This is a genomic window from Bacteroides sp. An19, assembly GCF_002160215.1.
GTDB lineage: Bacteria > Bacteroidota > Bacteroidia > Bacteroidales > Bacteroidaceae > Phocaeicola > Phocaeicola intestinalis.
Map to the genome: position 1 here is coordinate 44372 of NZ_NFKD01000019.1, position 20180 is coordinate 64551.

The 20180-nt window shown below is 45.0% G+C and carries 19 protein-coding genes and 1 riboswitch; of the genes, 3 read left to right on the top strand and 16 right to left on the bottom strand.

Annotation, left to right across the window (positions count from 1 at the left end):
* Positions 1-597: 597 nt before the first annotated feature.
* Genes B5F25_RS09335 through B5F25_RS09345 form a run of 3 tightly spaced genes read left to right on the top strand, consistent with a single transcriptional unit; the run spans position 598 to position 4658 of the window.
* Complete coding sequence (locus B5F25_RS09335) at positions 598-1113, top strand: hypothetical protein (RefSeq protein ID WP_140406903.1); 516 nt, start codon at positions 598-600, stop codon at positions 1111-1113.
* The gene (locus B5F25_RS09340) at positions 1110-1619 is read left to right on the top strand and encodes a hypothetical protein (RefSeq protein WP_087249152.1); all 510 of its coding nucleotides are present in this window, start codon (positions 1110-1112) and stop codon (positions 1617-1619) included. Before B5F25_RS09335 ends, B5F25_RS09340 begins: the two co-directional genes overlap by 4 nt.
* Before the next feature lie 57 nt (positions 1620-1676).
* The gene (locus tag B5F25_RS09345) at positions 1677-4658 is read left to right on the top strand and encodes an AsmA-like C-terminal region-containing protein (RefSeq protein ID WP_087249173.1); all 2982 of its coding nucleotides are present in this window, start codon (positions 1677-1679) and stop codon (positions 4656-4658) included.
* Between the two features lie 2 nt (positions 4659-4660).
* On the opposite strand, the gene B5F25_RS09350 is transcribed toward B5F25_RS09345, so the two are convergent.
* From B5F25_RS09350 to B5F25_RS21675, 16 genes are all read right to left on the bottom strand, one after another.
* The gene (locus B5F25_RS09350) at positions 4661-6004 is read right to left on the bottom strand and encodes an MATE family efflux transporter (protein WP_087249154.1); all 1344 of its coding nucleotides are present in this window, start codon (positions 6002-6004) and stop codon (positions 4661-4663) included.
* Between the two features lie 281 nt (positions 6005-6285).
* Positions 6286-7242, bottom strand: a complete 957-nt coding sequence (locus tag B5F25_RS09355; RefSeq protein ID WP_087249155.1) for a nitronate monooxygenase — start codon at positions 7240-7242, stop codon at positions 6286-6288.
* Positions 7243-7277: 35 nt separating this feature from the next.
* Positions 7278-8915, bottom strand: a complete 1638-nt coding sequence (locus B5F25_RS09360; protein WP_087249157.1) for a radical SAM protein — start codon at positions 8913-8915, stop codon at positions 7278-7280.
* 105 nt (positions 8916-9020) lie between these two features.
* Positions 9021-9959, bottom strand: a complete 939-nt coding sequence (locus B5F25_RS09365) for a ribose-phosphate pyrophosphokinase (RefSeq protein ID WP_087209873.1) — start codon at positions 9957-9959, stop codon at positions 9021-9023.
* An 83-nt stretch (positions 9960-10042) separates the two neighbouring features.
* On the bottom strand, positions 10043-10651 hold the full coding sequence (locus tag B5F25_RS09370) for a thiamine phosphate synthase (protein ID WP_022040885.1): 609 nt from the start codon (positions 10649-10651) through the stop codon (positions 10043-10045).
* 57 nt (positions 10652-10708) lie between these two features.
* Entirely contained in the window at positions 10709-11404 is a 696-nt protein-coding gene (locus tag B5F25_RS09375) for a HesA/MoeB/ThiF family protein (protein ID WP_022040884.1), read from the bottom strand.
* A gap of 144 nt (positions 11405-11548) precedes the next feature.
* Entirely contained in the window at positions 11549-12670 is a 1122-nt protein-coding gene (gene thiH, locus B5F25_RS09380; protein ID WP_013619484.1) for a 2-iminoacetate synthase ThiH, read from the bottom strand.
* 1 nt (position 12671) lies between these two features.
* Positions 12672-13205 carry a transposase gene (locus B5F25_RS09385; RefSeq protein WP_087249159.1) on the bottom strand — a complete coding sequence of 178 codons (534 nt, stop codon included), beginning with the start codon at positions 13203-13205 and terminating at the stop codon, positions 12672-12674.
* A gap of 156 nt (positions 13206-13361) precedes the next feature.
* Positions 13362-15053, bottom strand: coding sequence for a phosphomethylpyrimidine synthase ThiC (gene thiC / locus B5F25_RS09390; RefSeq protein WP_087249161.1), 1692 nt, complete (start codon positions 15051-15053; stop codon positions 13362-13364).
* Between the two features lie 135 nt (positions 15054-15188).
* The gene (locus B5F25_RS09395; RefSeq protein WP_022040882.1) at positions 15189-15965 is read right to left on the bottom strand and encodes a thiazole synthase; all 777 of its coding nucleotides are present in this window, start codon (positions 15963-15965) and stop codon (positions 15189-15191) included.
* A gap of 38 nt (positions 15966-16003) precedes the next feature.
* Positions 16004-16633, bottom strand: coding sequence for a thiamine phosphate synthase (locus tag B5F25_RS09400; RefSeq protein ID WP_087249163.1), 630 nt, complete (start codon positions 16631-16633; stop codon positions 16004-16006).
* Complete coding sequence (gene thiS, locus B5F25_RS09405) at positions 16623-16823, bottom strand: sulfur carrier protein ThiS (protein ID WP_022040880.1); 201 nt, start codon at positions 16821-16823, stop codon at positions 16623-16625. The genes B5F25_RS09400 and thiS overlap by 11 nt, the downstream gene beginning before the upstream one ends.
* An 86-nt stretch (positions 16824-16909) precedes the next feature.
* Positions 16910-17002: riboswitch (TPP riboswitch) on the bottom strand.
* Positions 16998-17258, bottom strand: a complete 261-nt coding sequence (locus B5F25_RS21160) for a hypothetical protein (RefSeq protein ID WP_140406904.1) — start codon at positions 17256-17258, stop codon at positions 16998-17000. Its footprint overlaps the riboswitch before it by 5 nt.
* 140 nt (positions 17259-17398) lie before the next feature.
* Positions 17399-18031, bottom strand: coding sequence for a trimeric intracellular cation channel family protein (locus B5F25_RS09410; protein ID WP_022040879.1), 633 nt, complete (start codon positions 18029-18031; stop codon positions 17399-17401).
* 99 nt (positions 18032-18130) lie between these two features.
* On the bottom strand, positions 18131-19648 hold the full coding sequence (locus B5F25_RS09415; RefSeq protein ID WP_087249165.1) for a DUF3078 domain-containing protein: 1518 nt from the start codon (positions 19646-19648) through the stop codon (positions 18131-18133).
* 235 nt (positions 19649-19883) lie between these two features.
* The gene (locus B5F25_RS21675) at positions 19884-20036 is read right to left on the bottom strand and encodes a hypothetical protein (protein WP_162614388.1); all 153 of its coding nucleotides are present in this window, start codon (positions 20034-20036) and stop codon (positions 19884-19886) included.
* Positions 20037-20180 lie beyond the last annotated feature (144 nt).

The following is a 20180-nucleotide window of genomic DNA, read 5'->3' on the forward strand; positions in this document are numbered from 1 at the left end:
GGTGTTTTTATTGAGAGAATCCTTTGGTTAGCTGATAGTTTTTTGCCGAGTGTTTGCAGTAATCTAATTTCGTAGTGGTGAGCCGACAGATGATGTGAACAATAATCCTAATCTGGAGCAGTTGCCAGGCTGGTAACAAACATCAAAAAGATTCCAAAACATGAATGTACAAAGTAAAAAATCAATTTTTTTCTCACAATAGCCGCTGCCTTGTGAAAGGTGGCGGCTGTTATACTTAATGAATTCCTGCAAACAGTCATACCCTTGAAAAATGAATATATACTGCATCAACGGTTGAATATATACTGCATTCGCTTACGGATATATACTTCATCGGCAGATGCAGTACTACTGCGTTTTCAACTCGGCCGGATTGGCTGATGACGGAATTCATATCATACTTTATGCAAACGTTTTTCGGTTTAAATATCATATTGTTGACAAGTGATTAGGCCTTTCCTTGTATGTATGTGCCGAAATGACAGATTCATTATGAAAATAGAGCGATTTACAGATAAAATAATCCTGTTGGTTGATAGTTTTTGGTATGGGATGAAAGAGCGCTTAACTTTGAAACATCATTAAAACAAAGAAGATATGAAAAGATACATTTGTAGTTTGTTGTTGGGGATGGCTTTCGGCGGAGAAATGTTTGCCGTGGCAGATAATTTTTCTGCTTTTCTTTGGCAAGCAGAAGAACAGGTAAAGGAAGTCCCCAACCCGGAGAAGATGGCAAAAAGGCGAACGGACGAAATGAACGAACTTTTGCAATTAAGCGAAAAGCAATACAAAAAAATATATAAGCTTTACTTGAAACAGGAAAAAGAAAAAGTGGAAAGGATGACAGAAAGACATCTGCCTGAAGGAGGGCGTCCCCCAATGCCTCCTGAAGGAGGAGGGATGCCTCCACAAGGCGGAATGCCTCCGAGAATGGAAGGGATGCCACCTTCGATGCCCATGAAGAATGAACGGGAAGATATGCAGAAACAGATAAAAAAGTTCGACAAGAAGTTAAAGAAGATTCTAACTGACGAACAATATGAAATTTGGTCTTCCCGAACTCCTACAGGGAAAGAGGACGAGATGTTGGTACCGGAAATGCTGATGGAATGAAAACGATAATAATATGGAGTGTGTTTGTTTTGTCAGTTATCAGTTCCTGCCAGCAAGCAGACATCGAATATTATCCGATAGAAAAGCATCATTTGGGGGAAACTTATACCTCATACACAATAAATAATGTGATGCAAAGCGATTCGGCAGGAGTGGTAGTATTCAATTTTTATCCCGAAGAAGTAACCAGTCTGTCGTATATCAATTACGATGAAGCGACATGTGTCTTTACTTTTCACCGGGGAGAAACGGCCGACTATCTTATTTCCTGGGATTATGAAACAGACGGCAACTACGTGGAAGTACAGTATGGACAGAATGCGATGTGGTATACCGTTAATGAACAAAAACACACAGGCGAATACCTCTTACGGGCGAATGACGGTATGTCAGTGCGCATGTGCATGCGGTCGGGAGGAAGTATGTATATTGAAAATGGGAAAACGTTTTATCAGGCAAATGTGACAGTGATAAAGTTTTCTATTGAAGAAGCGGCAGAAGAATAACCGCCGCTTCTTTTTATTTGTATCTTTGCCGTTGTTTTATGAACAAATAAAAGAATGATGAAAAAACGGACAAAGAATATTCTGAAAATAACCAGTTTGTCGGTCGTTGCACTGATTGTTCTGGCGTTGGGAGGCATAGCTTTGGCGGTTAATTTTATATTTACGCCCGAAAAACTTACTCCAGTGGTATTGAAGGTATCCAATCAGGTCTTGAATGCCAAATTGGATATGAAAAGTGTGGAATTGACTTTCTTTTCCACATTCCCCCGTTTCGGACTGAAACTGACAAATGGAAGTCTGGTCTCGAAAGCGTTGAAAGACACATTGTGGCAGAAAACAGATTCATTGGTCGCGTTCGACAAGTGTGTGGTGGTAGTTAACCCGTTGGATTATTTGTATAAGAATAAAATTACGGTTAATTATCTGGGATTGGAAAATGCCTCTGTCTATGCTTATAAAAGTAAGGAAGGGGTGGCAAACTGGGACATCATGCAGGTTGACACTTCTGCTGTGGCAGCAAAGGATACGGTAACGGCAAAGCCCCTGACGGGAGGCATTGACATCCGCCGGGTTTCGCTGAAACATGCAGATGTGGTTTTTGACGACCGCGACACCCGGTTGTATGCCAGCTTGCAGAATGCTTCTTTAGGATTGCGTGCCGCTCTGCATAAGGAACGTTCGCGATTGTCGTTGAAGTTTAAAAACGATAACATTATTTTCTGGCAAGACGGTCAGTTGTTGCTGCACCGGATAGCTGCAGAGTTGGATACCGACCTTGAACTGGAACGGCAAACACGTAAACTGGTGTTGCATGATGCCGGCATCAAGGTCAACGGTATTCATTTTGATGTGAAAGGGACATTGCAGGGCGATACGGTTCGTCGGGCACTGGCTGTAGATCTCACATACGGTCTGCATGCTCCTACGCTTGAAACGGTACTGAGCATGATACCCGAAAGTATTTTAAAACGTGAAAGCATGACTGCCAAGGGGGAAGTGATGATGCGGGGAACGGTAAAAGGCTGGTACGGGAAAAAACAGGTACCTGCTGTCACACTGGATGTCCGTATCAAGGATGCTTCTGCCAAATACGATAAATTGCCCTATGGAATTGACCATCTCTCGGCAGATTTTCAAGCTTTTGTAGACCTGATGCGTCAGAAACCTTCGTATGCCGATTTGAAAATTTTCCGTTTCCAAGGTGCACATACCGATGTATTGGCAGATGCGAAGGTGGATGATTTATTGGGTGATCCGGTGATTACGTTCAATACCCAATCAAAGATAGACCTGACTTCGTTGGCACAGACTTTCCCGTTACAACAGGGAGTAACGATCCAAGGAGCTGTCGAAGCAAACTTACGGTTGAAGACACGGTTGTCATCTATTAAGAAACGTGATTTGGGACGTATCCGGGCGGCAGGTAAAGTCACGATGAATGGCATGTCGCTGCAAGATACAGCCAAAGGCTTCGAGTTTACCAGCGATGCATCACTGGCATTTTTAGGCAATGATTTCTTGGCCGCCCGTGCTCAGATAAGCAAGCTGGTGTTACGCTCTCGCCGTCTGGATGCCAATCTTTCCAGCCTTACCGCTACAGCAAAAACAACCAATCCGCAGGATACGGCACGAATAGCCAAAATGGATTGCAAGGTGGAATTGAATCAATTGAAAGGGAATATGGGAGATTCATTGGCTGTGTTTTGCAAGAAGACTACTGCCACTATCAGTCTGGAGCCAGGACAGCGGAATCCTTCCATGCCACGTATCGGGCTTTCAATGGAGGCAGATACATTGTTTGCACGTGCAGGCGATATCCGGTTCGGTATGGACAAGGCAGGGTTTGGCGTATCGGCAGAAAAGGTGCGCGATTCATTGTGGATACCTAAAGGCATCATTGGTTTCAATCGCCTGAAAGTAAATGTTCCTCAATTTGCTTTGCCTGTCCGTATGCGCAAGACGGCACTTACTGTAGGCGACCGTCGGATAACATTGAAAAATGCCAGTTTCCGTATTGGCCGTTCCGATTTGACTGCAAGTGGTGTGGTTTACGACTTATATGGCGTAATGAAGCATCATAAGGTATTGCGTGCCCAGTTGGATGTGTCTTCGCACAACCTTGATTGCAATCAGTTGATTAATGCCCTCAGTTTTCCGGCAGACACGGTGGATACGGAAGAGGCTGCAGAAGAGAAAGTGGATACAGCCTCGGCAATGAAATTGTTTATCGTGCCGAAGAACATAGATTTCGAACTGCAGACAAATTTGAAACGTGTACGTTACGACAAAATGGTATTCGAAAATGTACGTGGTGAAGTAAACGTCCGGGATCAGGCTGTACACCTCAATGCTTTGCGGATGAAAGGATTGGATGCAAGTATGTTTGCAACGGTGGTTTATCGGGCCACAGAGAAAAAGCGAGGATATGCGGGGTTTGATTTCAGGCTGCGTAGAATCAATATCGGTAAACTGGTTGATTTCATTCCTTCGTTGGATACCATCGTGCCAATGCTTCGTTCGTTCAAAGGGCAGGTCAATTTTGATGCTGCGGCAGAAGCCCGGCTTGATTCGAACATGAACATCAAAATACCCAGCCTGCGTGCCGCAGTCCGTATCGATGGTGACAGCTTGGTATTGATGGATGGGGAAACTTTTTCCGAGATATCAGAAATGTTGAGGTTCAAAAACAAGAAACGGAATGTGTTCGACAGCATATCAGTTAATGTAACGGTGAAAGACGGTAATGTGACGGTATATCCGTTTGTAGTGCAAATAGACCGTTATAAAGCTGCAGTGGGAGGGACACAAGGATTGGATATGAATTTCAATTATCACATATCCATTTTGAAATCGCCTTTGCCTTTCAAGATGGGAGTTACCATAACGGGCAATCTGGACAAGATGAAATTCAAACTGGGTAAAGCGAAATATAAAGATGCGGTTACACCGGTGGCCATCCGGCAGGTAGACAGTACGCGGGTTAACTTAGGGCGTGACATCGTGAACGATTTTCGGAATATCGTGAGGCGGAGAGAATAGCCTTACCGAAGTATTTTGGGGAAACGGAAGGCAAAAATAAGGGTACAACAGATGGCTGCTGTTGCATCTGAAATGCCTTCTGCTGCAAATACACCATGCACACCCATGATATGTGGAAGGACAAGTGCCAAAGGAACCAGAAGAAAGACTTTTCGCAAAAGGGCGATGAAAATGGATACTTTTGCCTGACCCAGTGCCACGAACATATTTTGGCAAGTACGTTGCAAGCCGAATATGGTCATACCGGCAAGGAATATGGGCATCATTTGACATACAACGGTTATTAGTTTTTGATCGGTAGTAAAAGCGCCAGCTATGACTGAAGGAAACAGTATCATAAACACAATCAGCACAAAGTTGAATGAAAACATCGAGATAAGCGCAATCTTGAAACACGATTTGACACGATTGAAATCGTGATGTCCGTAGTTATAGCTTACAATAGGGACAAATCCTTGTGCAAATCCGGTTAGTGGAACACTGACAATCATCATTGCACTTTGCATAATAGCGAGTGCACTGACGTAGATGTCGCCAAAGCGCTCCAACGTACCGTTTAATACGAAGCTTACCAGGCTTTCAGTACTTGCCATGATAAAAGGAGAAATTCCCAGTGCCAGAACGGGAAAAAGGATGCTTTTGTGTAGCTTCATATACTGCCGTTCCAGCCGGAGGGAAGCTTTTCCGGATGTCAGGAAACTTAACGTCCAGGCCGCACTGCAAGCTTGCGACAAGATGGTGGCAAAAGCTGCTCCTTTTACTCCCATGTCGAATGTAAAAATGAACAGAGGGTCTAACGCGATATTCAGAATGGCACCTATCAGCACTGAGTACATGGCAATGGCGGGACGTCCTTGTATGTTGATAAAAGTATTGAGCCCTACCGACAATTCTACGAAGAGCGTTCCCAGCAGATAAACCGACAGGTAATCGGTAGCATAGCCGATTGTCCGTCCGGATGCACCGGTAAACAATAAAATCGGCTCCATGAAAATATATGCTATGGAGGAAGTGATAAGTGTAAAGATTATCAGTAAAATGAAACCGTTACCCAGTATTTTTCCGGCCCGTTCGCGATCGCCTTGTCCTAAGGCTATGGCTGCCAATGGAGCACCTCCAGCTCCTACGATAGATGAAAAGGCAGAAATCAGAATGATGACTGCGCTGGTCACACCGATTCCTGCCAGCGCATCAGTTCCGATGTCTGGAATATGCCCGATGTAGATACGGTCTACGAGGTTGTATAGTAGGTTTACAAACTGTGCCGCGATGGCTGGGAGTGCCATCTTGAATACCAGCGGCAGCATACGTTCGGTACCTAATCTTTCTTCATATGCATTGTTCATTGCGCCTTTGCTTGAAAAATCGTGCAAAGGTAATCAATTATTTGAATGCATAAACGAAGAGAAAGCTGGATTTTATCGCTCTTTGTTTGTGCTTTATGTCCCGGTTTTGTTTCAAACGAATATCTTCATAAGTCCATAACATCTCCTTCTGAAAACGAAGATATACTTCATAAGCTATTCCAGTTAACTGCTACAGTCCATGAAGATAACTGAAACGGCAAAGTAATATATCTTCATTTTCACCTCATTATTTTAATAATGACCGTCACATGCTTTTTGTTTTATGCCATATCCATCAGGCGGTTTGCCTGCAGGCGAATCAGCGATTCATTATATTCATCTATCAGTTCTTTCATCACTTCGTCAACTGCTTGCAAGCGTTTGATTTGTGAGGCAACTTGACCAATTTCGATTTCTCCCTCAAAGATGTCTCCTTCGAATATTCCTAACTTGGCGCGTCCCCGTCCTAAGATCTCACGAAGTTCATCTACTGATGCACCGCGCAGTTCTGCTTCTTCAACCCGTTTGTAGAAGTCATTTTTCACCAATCGGGTAGGCGAAAGTTGTTTCAGTGTCAGTATCGTGTCGCCTTCGTTCAGGCGCAGGCACCGGTCTTTGAACGAGAAGTGTGCTGAGCTTTCTTCGGTTAATGCGAATCGGGTTCCTATCTGTACGCCGTCGGCTCCCAAGGCTTGTGCGGCAAGGATGCTTTCGCCAGTCGCTATGCCTCCTGCAGCCAATAGGGGCAGAGTACATGTACGGCGAATGGCAGGGATGAGACACATGGTGGTGGTCTCTTCTCGTCCGTTATGCCCTCCGGCTTCGAATCCTTCGGCTACGATAGCGTCTACGCCCGCTTCCTCACATTTGGCTGCAAATTTGGACGAAGCCACTACGTGTGCCACGAGGATATCCCGTTCGTGAAGCCAGTCAGTCCATTTCTTTGGACTGCCTGCCGAAGTGAAAACGATTCTTACGCCTTCTTCGGCGATGATTGGCATGATGGTATCTATTTCGGGATACATGAGCGGTACATTTACTCCAAAAGGCTTGTCGGTAGCTGCTTTACACTTACGGATGTGCTCGCGTAAGGTTTCGGGGTGCATTGAGCCTGCTCCCAGCAAGCCAAGCCCTCCAGCGTTGCTTACGGCAGAAGCTAATCTCCAGCCGCTGCACCATACCATTCCACCTTGGATGATGGGGTATTTAATGTTGAATAGTCGGCAAATTCGGTTCATGGTATTTTTTTAGTTAACAGTTAATAATGAATAATTTATAAAGTCCTTGCTTTGAATACCGGTTTGGTTTGTTGCGATTCAGGTTCAAAACCAAACCAATACGTAATGTCTTCGTTTTCGGCAGGCGGAAGCAGGCAGAGACGCAATTCTTCGTGATAATTACCATTGAGTACCTCCCAATGTTCGGGAGGTAATACGTGTTTGGTACGGACGCGGTAGGCTGGTTCTTTCTTGAGCGACATGCCCGCTTCTATCCATGCAAGTGTCACGACGGTTTCGTAAGCCGGATAGTTTTCTTGACAGAACTTATAGAGTAGGATGCCACGCCGTTCCAGGCTCATGGGCTGGTCAATGACGCCGATACGAGTCAGATGCTCCAAGAACCGGTGCAAGAATTCAGACTCTTCCACAATCAACAGGCGAGTGATTTCTTGCCAAGGTTTGGCATTGTAGAATCCGTCTATGAGGCGTGATAACATGCGTGCTGTTTGAAGTTCGTCGGGAGTGATTTCGTTGGTTTTCAATACTTCGTATGGAGGAAAAGGAGAGTAGCTGATGCTTAATTCCGAGCTGCGCCGGCGCATTTCCGTTCCGGGAAGAAGCTTTAGAGATTCCAATTGAATTTCGCCGGCACGATAAGAAGCCAACGTACGGACATCTTCGAATATCTCTTTTAAATGATATAAAGGTAATCCTGCTATCAGGTCGGCATGGGTTTCCAAATTGGGCAAAGCACATAAGAATTCCAGACCGGACAGGGCATCTGCCAAGTCTCCTGCTCTCCGGCTGACGGTCAGCACTTCCTGATGGAGGCTTTGAATGCCTGCCTCTAAGTGTAATTGTCCCTTTGGCATGGCGGCAAGTATTTCTTTCAGCTCTTCGGATAAAAGGGCGGGATGCACTTCTAAGTGAAAACGGATGTCTGGAAATTCACGGAATAAATCGAGTAAGGCGCGGGCATGACGGGTATTGTAATTGAAAGTCCGGTCGAGCACCCGGATATTCCGGATGTGGTGCTCCTGAATCAAGGAGATTCGCCTTCGGATGGTTTCAATGGGAAGGGTGCGTACGGGTTTCTCGCCTCCGCTTACACAAAAGGCGCATGTATTGAAACATCCGCGTGTAGTTTCCAGTTGCACGAAAGGTTTGCTCCAATTGAAGAACGGGCTTTCTTCGGGCGGGACAAGCCGGTCGAAATGCATCACTTGTGCACGTCCGTTATCGTGGTAGGTGGAAACTGTATCCAAATAACATAAGCCGGTTATGGTGTGCCATGCTTCCGGCTTATTCCATATTTCCAGCCAGCGTGCGAAAACCTCTTCTCCTTCGCCTCGGAATACACAATTCACGAAAGGATAGTTACGTAGGAACCTTTCATTATCCCCCAAAAATTCGGGACCTCCCAGTGTGATGCAACAATCGGGGAGCAAAGCCTTGATACGTCCCAAAGTGTGAAGTAACATTTCGTGATTGAAGAGCCAGCAGGTAGCGGCTACGATATCCGGTTTCCGACGGAATACTTCAGCACTCGCCATGCCCGGATTTTCATTGATAGTTGCAGAAACAATATCCCACTCTATATCGGCACGTCCGATGAGTTGGGCTTGCAAGGCGGGCAAAGCCAACGAGGAATGCGCATACGAACTGTTCAGGTCAAGCCAAAGGATTTTCATGAGGAAATTTTATTAAAAACGCAGATTAGCTCAGATTGACGCGGATATCATATTATTTAATTATGAATCAGCAAGAATCTGGGTTAATCTGCGTTTCATAAGAAATCAAAGCAAATATTGCGAGCTGATAGATTCGTGGCTCAATACACGGCGAATCGTCTCAGCAAACATGTCGGCTATAGAAAGCTGTTTCACTTTGGCACAACGGTTTGAGTACGGGATGCTGTCGGTGAATACCAGTTCTTCCAGTTGCGAGTTTTGTACGCGTTCGGATGCAGGACCCGACATGACACAGTGGCTGGCGATGGCACGTACCGAAGTCGCTCCGGCTTCTTTCATGATGTCGGCGGCTTTGGTGATGGTACCGGCGGTATCTACCATGTCGTCTATCAGCACTACATCTTTACCCTTTACATCACCGATGATTTGCATCGATGCTACCACATTGGCTTTTTCACGTGTCTTGTGGCACAATACCAAAGGTACATCCAGGTATTTAGCATACGTACTGGCACGTTTCGAACCTCCCACATCGGGAGTGGCAATGACCAGATTAGGCAAATGTAAAGACTGGATATAGGGAGCAAAGATGGTAGAACCGTACAGGTGATCGACCGGAATATCGAAGAATCCCTGAATCTGGTCGGCATGCAAATCCATGGTAATCAAGCGGTCAATGCCCGCTACGCTTAATAAGTCTGCCACTAATTTGGCACCGATGGATACACGGGGCTTGTCCTTGCGGTCTTGTCGTGCCCAGCCGAAATAGGGGACAACGGCGATGATACGTTTGGCCGAAGCACGTTTTGCTGCGTCAATCATTAATAAAAGCTCCATCAAATTGTCGGAGTTCGGAAAAGTTGACTGTACGAGAAATACGTGCTGGCCACGAATCGATTCTTCGTAAGATACTGCAAATTCGCCGTCAGCGAAATGAGTAATGTTCATGTTACCCAGCGGGCATCCCAAACTTTTGCAGATTTTCTCTGCCAGATATCTCGAGTTTGTACCCGAGAAGACTTTAAATCTTGATGTTTCGCTCATTGTTAAATATGTTGCCTTAAAAAAGTATATATACAAAGTTACACTATTTCTTTAGCCGGACAAAACATGTATCGAAAAAACTTCTAGTCAGCCAATTTCTTCAGTTTCCTGAATTGTTCAATCAGGTCACTGTAATTATAGTCATGCTCCGGACAGAACTTGTTCCACAATCCTCCCAATACGGCACACCCTCCAAATCCGAAATCTTTTACTTGCAGGATATTGCTTTCGTCAATACCTCCCAATGCGATGACACGTTTGTCGATGATGCCGTTTTTAGCTGCAGCCCGGATTTCTTCAGGTGTGAAAGCCGAATCGTATCCTTCTTTCGATATGCTGTCGAAGATAGGACTGAGGAACACGTATTCGAACTGGGGCTTTTTCTGTTTCACTTCTTCCAGCGAATGACAGGAAGTAGTGATAGGACCTGAATAGTTGTCGGGTATCACAGAATTATGGCTGTTGATATGAATCCCTCTTAACTTATATTCTTCTTTCAGGTAGAAATTCCCATGTACGACAATACGCTTCCTGTATTTTTCCGGAATCAATGTCAGCAATCTTTCTGCATAGACCGGAGTGGAATCGGTTTTGCGTAAATGAAGAATCTCCAGTCCTTCTTCGAAAAGGGCTGTCAGTATTTTATCTTCTTCCACAAAGTAAGTGGGCCTGGTTATTACTATCAGTTTCATGTGAAAACACAATATGGTGCAGCAAAGGTAGTAATAAGTTTGTAATATTAGCGTAAGTTAAAGCAAAATCGTGTACGTTTCCATCGTTTTCAGGTCGATTTGCCATAATTTCCCTGCCAAAATGGTCCCGTAACCACAAATAATCTTGATAACTTCATGAGCTTCGACGCAACCTACCAGTCCGGGAGTAACTCCTATCACTCCTTTGGGAAGTGGGGGCATGGATAACATTTCCTGTTCATCGGGATAGAGGTCGCGGTATCTTTTTTCTCCTTTATTATATAAGAATACCGATACTTGTCCTTCGAATGCCCGGATTGCCCCGTACACATATGCTTTCCCCAGTGAGGCACACGTGTCATCAATCAGGTATCGGGTGATGAAATTGTCGCATCCGTCCACTACGATGTCATAGTCTGATATAATTGCTTTAGCATTGTCGGGTGTCAGGCGGGTAGGGTAGGCCTTTATCCGGATGGTGCTGTTCAGTGCTTCCAGCCGTTTTTGGGCTTGCAGGGCTTTGGGCAGGTTTACTTCGGCTTCAGAATAGAGCACTTGACGTTGCAGGTTGCTTTCACTTACGGTATCATCATCAATCAGCCCGATTGTTCCTACTCCGGCACCTGCCAGATAGAGTGCGATGGGAGAGCCGAGCCCTCCTACACCTACAATGAGTACACGTGCCGCTTTCAGGCGTGCTTGTCCTTCTTCGCCAATTTCGGGAAGAAGGAGTTGGCGGTTGTATCTTTCCATTTTTTTGAATGAAGAATTAAGAATGAAGAAAGAGGAATGAAGAATCTGGTGCAGCTATATGCATAGGTCTGCGGATATAGCTTCATCGGCTTGCGGATATAGGTTCATCAGAACCCCGATTCTTCATTCATCATTCTTCATTCTTCATTTTACAAAGTCGAATGAAGCATCCCAGTCTTTCCATACCGGTTCGCGTCCGGCTGCCTTTAGTGCGCACTCTACTTCCATGGCGGTACGGTCGTCGCTGATATGGAATTGTTCTAAGGCCTGAGGATAAGTGTAATATCCTCCCGGTTCGGTTTTGCTTTCGGCACTCATGGTGGTTACGCCCAGCGATGCCATGTGGTCGCGGATATAAGCCGGTTCACGGGTAGAATACGAAATATCCACATCGTGGTCGAAGATACGCATGGCAAAGGTCACCTGTGCCAGTTCCTTGTCGCTCATGATGACGTTGGGTTGGAATCCTTCGTTCTCTGCGGGGCGCATGCGGGGGAAGTTGACACTGTATTTGGTCTTCCAATAGTGTTTTTGCAGATAACGCAGGTGGTATGCCATCATCGTGACATCGGTACGCCAGTCTTCCAATCCTATCAATACGCCCATGCCGATAGAATGCACGCCTGCTTGTCCCATGCGGTCGAAGCCGTTTACGCGCCATTCGAATTTCGATTTCATGCCACGCGGATGATAGATGTTATAACGTGCTTTGTTGTATGTTTCCTGGAAACAGATGACCCCGTTCATGCCGTGTCTGGTCAGTTCGGCATATTCTTCGGTTTTCAGCGGCATTACTTCTATTTTCAGGTTCGAGAAATAGGGCTTTGCCAGATCAAGTGCTTTGGCAAGATACGGTACGCCTGCCTTTGCCGGATTTTCTCCGGTTACTATCAGCAGGTTTTCAAACGGAGCCAGTTTCTTGATGGCTTTGTACTCGTTCTCCATTTCTTCGGGTGTCAGGATAGTCCTTGCCATGGGATTGCTGATATGGAATCCGCAATACACGCACGAATTGGTACACGAGTTGGTCAGATAAAGCGGAATAAACATCGATACTGTTTTCCCGAACCGTTCTTCGGTATATTTGCGACTCAGGCGTGCCATCGGTTCCAGGTATTTTTCGGCAGCCGGCGAAACCAGTGCCATAAAGTCGTTCACATCACAGTGTGACTTGCCGAGTGCCCGCAGCACATCGGATTCTGTTTTGGAGTAGATGGCTTCGGTCGTCTCCTCCCAGCTTATTTTTTCTAATTCTTCGCTAAACATGCTATTCAATGAATAAATTATCTTTTTCCCAAAGGAAAGTATTATTTAAAATGTATTCCTCAATTTCATCATACGAATGTTGGTTCCGGATGATATGTTCATAATAGTTGCGTTGCCAAACAGAATAGCCTATTCTTCGTGAAACAGCTCCTTTGTATCCACGTATAATGGCACCTATAGTTTTTGATGTTGATTGTAGGGGCGTATTGCATACGCCCTGATTACATCCACTATTATTTGCGTTGATGCATTCGGGCGTATGCGATACGCCCCTACAAATTTCTATGATGGCATGAAAATGATTGGGCATTATTACATATTTGTGCAATTTTGCTTCTCCTTTTCTAATATTGATAGTTTGTAGCCATTCTTCTTTTACAATTTTTCCAGCCTCATTCAAAATCATTTCCCCATCAACGATTTTACCGAATATACATTTTTTATCTTTTGTACAAATGAAATAAAAACCTTCTGTACTATAATCATATCCGGGCAACCTTATACTTTTGCGTCGATGAGTATTGGGGTCATACATTCTTTTCTGTTTATTTTTATTATATTAAATATCCTCATTTCATCCAATTGCCATGTAGGGGCGTATCGCATACGCCCTGAAAACATTCACGTGGATTAGTTGATGCATTCGGGCGTATGCGATACGCCCCTACATGAGCTGTTTGCGGATGCTCATTTAATTATTAATTGAAGAGAGATCTCTCGAAAGCTTCATGGCGCAGAAGTTCGGACCGCACATGGTGCAATACTCCCCGTCGGTATGGCGTCCTTCGTTGAAGTATTCCAGCGCACGGTCGGGGTCAAGGCTCAGATGGAACTGGTCGCGCCAGCGGAACTCATAACGGGCTTTGCTGAGGGCGTTGTCGCGGATTTGTGCTCCGGGATGTCCTTTGGCAAGGTCGGCGGCATGGGCAGCTATCTTATAGGTAATGACTCCCGTACGCACATCTTCGCGGTTGGGCAATCCGAGGTGTTCTTTCGGAGTGACATAGCACAACATTGCCGTACCCAGCCAGCCGATTTGGGTGGCTCCGATGGCTGATGTGATGTGGTCATATCCCGGAGCGATGTCTGTTACCAACGGACCGAGGGTATAGAACGGAGCGTTGTGACAATGCTCGATCTGGCGTTGCATGTTCTCTTGAATCTTGTGCAAAGGCACATGGCCCGGACCTTCGATGAATGCCTGTACGTTCTTTTCCCATGCACGGACAACAAGTTCACCCATGGTGTCGAGTTCGGCAAACTGGGCTTCGTCGTTAGCGTCGGCAATACATCCGGGACGCAGGCCGTCGCCCAATGAGATAGCTACATCGTATTGGGCAAGGATGTCGCAGATGTCATCGAAATGCTCGTAGAGGAATGACTCCTGGTCGTGTATCAGGCACCATTTGCTCATAATGCTTCCTCCGCGGCTCACGATGCCGCATAAACGCTTGTCCGCCAGGTGTACATTGTGCCGGCGGATACCTGCATGGATGGTGAAATAATCTACTCCTTGTTCGCATTGTTCTATCAAGGTGTCCTTATAGATTTCCCATGTCAGGTCTTCTACTTTTCCGTTCACCTTTTCCAGTGCCTGATAAATAGGTACGGTGCCTACGGGTACAGGGCAGTTTCGGATAATCCATTCGCGGGTTTCGTGGATGTTGTCTCCCGTAGAGAGGTCCATCAACGTATCGCCTCCCCATTTGCAGCTCCATACGGCTTTGTCCACTTCCTCTTCGATGCTCGAAGTTGTGGCAGAGTTTCCGATGTTGGTATTGATTTTCACCAGGAAGTTGCGCCCGATAATCATCGGTTCGCTTTCCGGATGATTGATATTGGCAGGCAATACGGCACGTCCTGCGGCTATCTCGTCACGCACAAATTCGGGAGTGATGTGGGTGTCGATGCCTAATTCTTTGCAATTCATGTTTTCACGGATTGCCACATATTCCATTTCCGGAGTTACGATGCCTTGTTTGGCATAGTACATCTGGGTGCAGCATTTTCCGGCTTTGGCACGATAGGGTAGGGCGATGTGTTCGAAACGCAGGTGATCGAGCGAAGTGTCATCCCGGCGCATCTTGCCATATTCGGAAGTAATGGAAGGCAATTGCTCCACATCCCCTCGTCCGGTAATCCACGGTTCACGCATACGGGCAATGCCTTTCTTCAAGTCTATCTTTACCGAAGGGTCGCTGAACGGGCCGCTGGTATCGTAGATATAAACAGGCGCATTCGGAGTCATCACTTTCTTTCCGTCTTGGATGGTGACGGTAGGGGTCAGGTTTACTTTCTGCATTCCCACTTTGATGAAGGGGAAGAGTGTGCCTTGCATGTAGGCTTTCTCGCGGTGTGCGTAAGGTTTGTTCTCTTGTTCCATGGTGGTATTTTTTGTAGGAGATTAAGGACTACGTACTAGGTTTCACGTACTAGGTAATTCTATATAGTTTGACCGGTGTTTGCCAGACTATTCAGAACCTAGTCACCTAGTCCCTGGTACCTAGTCCCTAATACATTAATTATTCAGAAAAGCGGTTAAGGGTGACGAGGCAGAAGCTTCGAAGCTCTCACTTTGCACGCCAAGTCCTGCTTCGTAAGCACGGCGTCCGGCTATCACGGCTTCCTTGAAGGCAATAGCCATTTCTTCCGGATTTCCGGCTACAGCGATTGCTGTGTTTACCAGACAGGCGTCTGCTCCCATTTCCATGGCTTCGGCTGCATGGCTCGGTGCACCGATACCGGCATCTACTACTACCGGCACGTTACTTTGTTCGATGATAATGCGCAAGAAGTCGCGTGTCTGCAATCCCTTATTTGTACCGATAGGGGCGGCGAGTGGCATCACTGTAGCGGCTCCGGCTTCTTCCAGGCGTTTGCAAAGAGTAGGGTCTGCCTGGCAATAAGGTAATACCACGAATCCCAGTTTCACCAATTCTTCTGTCGCTTTCAACGTCTCGGCAGAGTCGGGCAGAAGATAGCGCGGGTCTGGATGAATCTCCAGCTTCAACCAGTTGGTGCCGAATGCTTCGCGTGCCATTTGTGCGGCGAATACAGCTTCTTCTGCCGTACGCACACCCGAAGTGTTGGGCAAAAGTTGGATATGCGGATGAACGATGTGATGCAACATATCGTCTTCCTTATCATTCAGTTCAATGCGTTTCATGGCTACGGTCACCATTTCCGTGCCCGAAGCCAGAATAGCTTTCTCCATAATCTCATTCGAGTTGAATTTGCCTGTACCTAAAAACAAGCGTGAGTCGAATTCTTTATCGGCGATAATCAGTTTTTTCATATATTCAATATCAACTATTAATTATTAATTATTAACTGTTAACTATTAATTATCCTCCTCGTTTCTGCTATCGGGTCATCCGCACGCAGGATGCTTCCGCTAAGAGCAATGCCCGATACTCCAGTCTGCATGATAGCCGGAATATCTTCGAAGGCGATGCCTCCAATGGCTACGATAGGCAAGTTGATGCCTGCCTCTTTCATACGTGATACGATATTCCGGTAGCCTTCCAGTCCCAGTACAGGACTTAGGTTTTTCTTGGTTGTTGTGAAGCGGAACGGTCCGCAGCCAATGTAGTCGGCACCTGCGGCATAATGCATCTGCACGTCTTCGAATGTGTTTGCCGTACCTCCGATAATAAAGTCTTTTCCCAGCAGTTTGCGGGCTTCGGCTATCGGCATGTCCTTTTTACCCAGATGCACACCGTCGGCATGTAGCTTTTTTGCCAAAGCCACGTGATCGTCTATGATGAACGTGGCTCCGTACTGGCGGCATAAGTCCTGTACACGTATCGCTTCCTTTTCTACCTCTTCTTCGGTTGCCTCCTTCATGCGCAACTGAATCCACCGGCATCCGCCTTCCAGTGCCATCCGGGCAGAGTCGAAGTAGGTATATCGACCGGTGTAATGGGTAATGAATTGCAGTTCCATAGCTGTATTATCCTCCACAAGCCGCTTTGATGATAACTAAACTATCGTTTGGTTGTAAGGTTTGGTCTGCCCATTTTTCACGGGGAATCATACGGTTGTGCAAAGCTATGGCTACTCCTTTTTCAGGAAGCTCCAGTTGTTTTGCCAAATCGGCAATGGTATTCCCTTGGGTCAAATCGGTCTCTTTGTTGTTTACAATAACTGTCATAGTGGTTCTCTATATAAATAAAGTATAAATATAATAAGGAGTAATCCAAAGAGACACCTTTCAGGAGAGGGAGGTATGTAAAGAGTGTTTTCCGAAGAAACAATCCCTTCGCCGGTACTAACCGTATCAGGTTCGTAGGGTATGATCTCAGCCCGACATGGGCACCCCTTTGTTTTACTTTCCGGCAAAGATAGAAGAACTTTTTGAGAAAAACAAAAAATGGTTGGAAATATACAGGCAAACACATAAATTATGCAGATTATCCTCAGAAGCTGTTTTGAATTTCTCCAAAAAGTTTTTCTTGGCTTGATGTATCCGTTTTCGTGTGTGCTTTGGGCGATTTTTTGGTCCTTTTCGCTCCTGTTCTTCGTCAGATAGCCCGCTATCTTCCTCATCACAGAAGCGGAAATGCCTCAAAAACTCATCCCAAATCATCGCACGATAAATTCAAAACAGCTTCTCAATGCCGGAGAAGATTATCTTCTACATCGGGAAACAATCGTTGTGCTAAAAAACTGTTTTGAATTTCTACAAAAAGTCTTTCTTGGTTTGATATATTCGTTTAATCCGTCTGTCTATTCTTTCTCTTGCTGATTTGTGGGGTCTCCTTTCAAGATGGGAAGAGTAATTTGATATTTCACGGCTAGGATACGGACTATCAATACCGTCATTCCGCCTACAATCTGCGAGACATAATCCTCCATGCCCAATTGAAGGCAACCCCAATATGCAAGTCCTCCAATCACACATGCCATGGCATAAATTTCTTTTCGGAAAATCAACGGAATCTCGTTTATAAAAACATCACGGATTACTCCTCCTGCCGCACCTGTTATGCTCCCCATGATAATAGCGACCCAAAACGGAAATCCCAAAGCAATAGTCTTACCGAATCCTACTACAGTAAATAATGCAAGTCCAATACTGTCGAAAAAGAAAAAAGTGTTATTCAGATGAATCAGGTATTTGCCAAAAATAATAACGAAAAACATGGCAAAAGCCGTACAGATTAAATAGATGGGGTCGGTCATCCATACGGGTGTCACGTTTAGCATCACATCACGCAGGGTTCCACCTCCGATGGCTGTTGCCAACCCCACGATATATGCTCCAAACCAGTCAAAACGTTTGGCAGAAGCCAAACGGATGCCGCTAATAGCGAAAGCAAATGTGCCTATGAAATCAAGAATTTGAACAAATGAAATCATAATTTTATGTCTAAATTTATAACATACATCACAAAACCCTACAGATCCGGTATCCCTATCTGTTTCTGTGACAAAATAAGTTTAATCTCTACTCTTTTCTCACCACGTGTAATTGAATCCTAGACTCAACAATTCCTGAAGTTGAAAATAACTATCATCATCCGCTTCAAGCGTTACCGAATCATCGAAACGTGCGTGCACGAATAACTTTGTTGAAAAATATTTATTGAATGCAAACGTAAACGTATTTTCCCATTCTGCCAAGACTTTTTCATAATTTGTCGTATACGAAAAACGTGACTCCCATAGCAAGTTGTTCAACAGGTTCCATTTCAACGTGGTTTCCAGGCGCGAACCCAACTGATTCTCTATCTTATGTCCTGCCTCGATATTGAATTTAGTCGGGTCTACCCGGTCGCTTGTCACACTATAGCGTGAATAGTTGAACGGATTGATCAGGACAGACAAGTTACAGATGTTGTCTTTCACATATTTATAATCCATACCGATACCGATGTTCAGTTCGGCAGGAGAGAGTAAGCCCGAAACGAGATTGTCCGAGTTCGTATCATATTTGGAAAAGAATTGAGTCTTGAATTCTGCCGAAATCGTATAATACCAGTTCCAGATTGCTTTGTAGCCGAATTTCGAACTGAGGCGGAGCATATCTTCACTGGTTTTGTACTGGTGCACGGTATCCGAAGGGGCTGTGATAAATCCCAGTTTCCATTCGATTTTGTTTTCAAACTGGATTTTCTGCTTGTCATCGTAATTGAATTGCCATGTCATACCAGACAAAAGCGAAACAGTACTTTCTCCTCCCTTATACCAATTGTCCGAAATATAGTTTTGTGAAAACTGGATATAACCGTTCCCTGAAATGGTCCAAAAATTCGGCCGGATTATCAATAAATTATCTTCACCCATCCGGTATGTCGATTCTGGAGTCAGCAAGGTAAGCACTTTGTTCTTTCGTGGTTTCCTGACAATCATTTCATCCGGCAAAGGCTCCAGGCCGCTTAGGTCGTTTTCGTTTTTACGTACCAAATTAGGATATTGCACGTAAAAGTTTAACAGTTGGCGGTTGATGGCACGGTCGACATCCGCTGTATGCGTAAGACGGGGTATCTGGAACAGAGAATCTTTTATCGGATTTTTTTCCGGGAAAGGACTTTCCGGCTTCCAGCCATCGATAGAGATTGCCTGCTCGATAGCATCCGAGTAATATGTGGCAGGCATGGCAAGCTTGAAATAATCGGCATCCGGACGAATCCACGCCGGAGCATGTGGTATGAAGATATCATCCCAACGTTCTGACATTTCCTGCCGGGTTTTCCGATATTGGGAGAGCAGTGCATAAAAACGGGCTTTTACTTTCCGGTTTATGGGGTTTACAACTGGTTTCTTTACTACAGCAACCATTGTATCTAACGAAACAGACAATGTATCATTTAACGGATTTACAGCTGGAACCGATACTGAATCACCCGAAAGTTCTGTTATACCTGTTGTATCTGTCGCATACACACGGTCTGTTTTTATCGAATCTGCATCCGTTTGTGCAAAGCCATACATACTTATTAATAATAATCCCACAAAAATGCCTATCGTCTTCATTTTCTTATTTTGATATATTTATATAAACATCTGTATTTCTCTCTGTGAAAGTTTAGATATCCAATAAAGTTGATGAATGGTCCGCAAGCAGTCAATACATACCCTTGAAAAATGAATATATACTGCATCCGCGATTGAATATAACTTCATCCGCCTACGGATATATACTTCATCGGCGAATGCAGTACTACTGCGTTTTCAACCCGACCGCATTGGCTAATTACGGACATTCATATTAAGAAACTATTTTGAATTTCTCCAAAAAGTTTTTCTCGTCTTGATGTTTCCGTTTTCGTGTGTGCTTTGGGCGATTTTTTGGTTCTTTCCGCTTCTGTTCTTTGTCAGATAGCCCGCTATCTTCCTCATCACACAAGCGGAAATACCTCAAAAACTCATCCCCAATCAGTACACGATAAATTCAAAACAGTTTCTTCTATGTTGTAATCCAAATATCCAGAGAATTTTTTTATTTTATTAAAGGTTTTCATTAGCTTTGTAATCAAGGAGTTGAAGAGGACGCAAGCTCTGCTGA

Excerpts from the sequence above, each read along its gene's own strand:
- thiS (WP_022040880.1), bottom strand. The coding sequence starts at position 16,823 with ATGACAGTTATTGTAAACAACAAAGAGACCGATTTGACCCAAGGGAAT.
- B5F25_RS09375 (WP_022040884.1), bottom strand. The coding sequence starts at position 11,404 with ATGGAAAGATACAACCGCCAACTCCTTCTTCCCGAAATTGGCGAAGAA.
- B5F25_RS09355 (WP_087249155.1), bottom strand. The coding sequence starts at position 7,242 with ATGAACCGAATTTGCCGACTATTCAACATTAAATACCCCATCATCCAA.
- B5F25_RS09335 (WP_140406903.1), top strand. The coding sequence starts at position 598 with ATGAAAAGATACATTTGTAGTTTGTTGTTGGGGATGGCTTTCGGCGGA.
- B5F25_RS09385 (WP_087249159.1), bottom strand. The coding sequence starts at position 13,205 with ATGTATGACCCCAATACTCATCGACGCAAAAGTATAAGGTTGCCCGGA.
- B5F25_RS09365 (WP_087209873.1), bottom strand. The coding sequence starts at position 9,959 with ATGAGCGAAACATCAAGATTTAAAGTCTTCTCGGGTACAAACTCGAGA.
- B5F25_RS09340 (WP_087249152.1), top strand. The coding sequence starts at position 1,110 with ATGAAAACGATAATAATATGGAGTGTGTTTGTTTTGTCAGTTATCAGT.
- B5F25_RS09395 (WP_022040882.1), bottom strand. The coding sequence starts at position 15,965 with ATGAAAAAACTGATTATCGCCGATAAAGAATTCGACTCACGCTTGTTT.
- B5F25_RS09345 (WP_087249173.1), top strand. The coding sequence starts at position 1,677 with ATGAAAAAACGGACAAAGAATATTCTGAAAATAACCAGTTTGTCGGTC.
- B5F25_RS09350 (WP_087249154.1), bottom strand. The coding sequence starts at position 6,004 with ATGAACAATGCATATGAAGAAAGATTAGGTACCGAACGTATGCTGCCG.
- B5F25_RS09370 (WP_022040885.1), bottom strand. The coding sequence starts at position 10,651 with ATGAAACTGATAGTAATAACCAGGCCCACTTACTTTGTGGAAGAAGAT.
- thiC (WP_087249161.1), bottom strand. The coding sequence starts at position 15,053 with ATGGAACAAGAGAACAAACCTTACGCACACCGCGAGAAAGCCTACATG.
- B5F25_RS09415 (WP_087249165.1), bottom strand. The coding sequence starts at position 19,648 with ATGAAGACGATAGGCATTTTTGTGGGATTATTATTAATAAGTATGTAT.
- thiH (WP_013619484.1), bottom strand. The coding sequence starts at position 12,670 with ATGTTTAGCGAAGAATTAGAAAAAATAAGCTGGGAGGAGACGACCGAA.
- B5F25_RS09410 (WP_022040879.1), bottom strand. The coding sequence starts at position 18,031 with ATGATTTCATTTGTTCAAATTCTTGATTTCATAGGCACATTTGCTTTC.
- B5F25_RS09360 (WP_087249157.1), bottom strand. The coding sequence starts at position 8,915 with ATGAAAATCCTTTGGCTTGACCTGAACAGTTCGTATGCGCATTCCTCG.
- B5F25_RS21160 (WP_140406904.1), bottom strand. The coding sequence starts at position 17,258 with ATGATTTGGGATGAGTTTTTGAGGCATTTCCGCTTCTGTGATGAGGAA.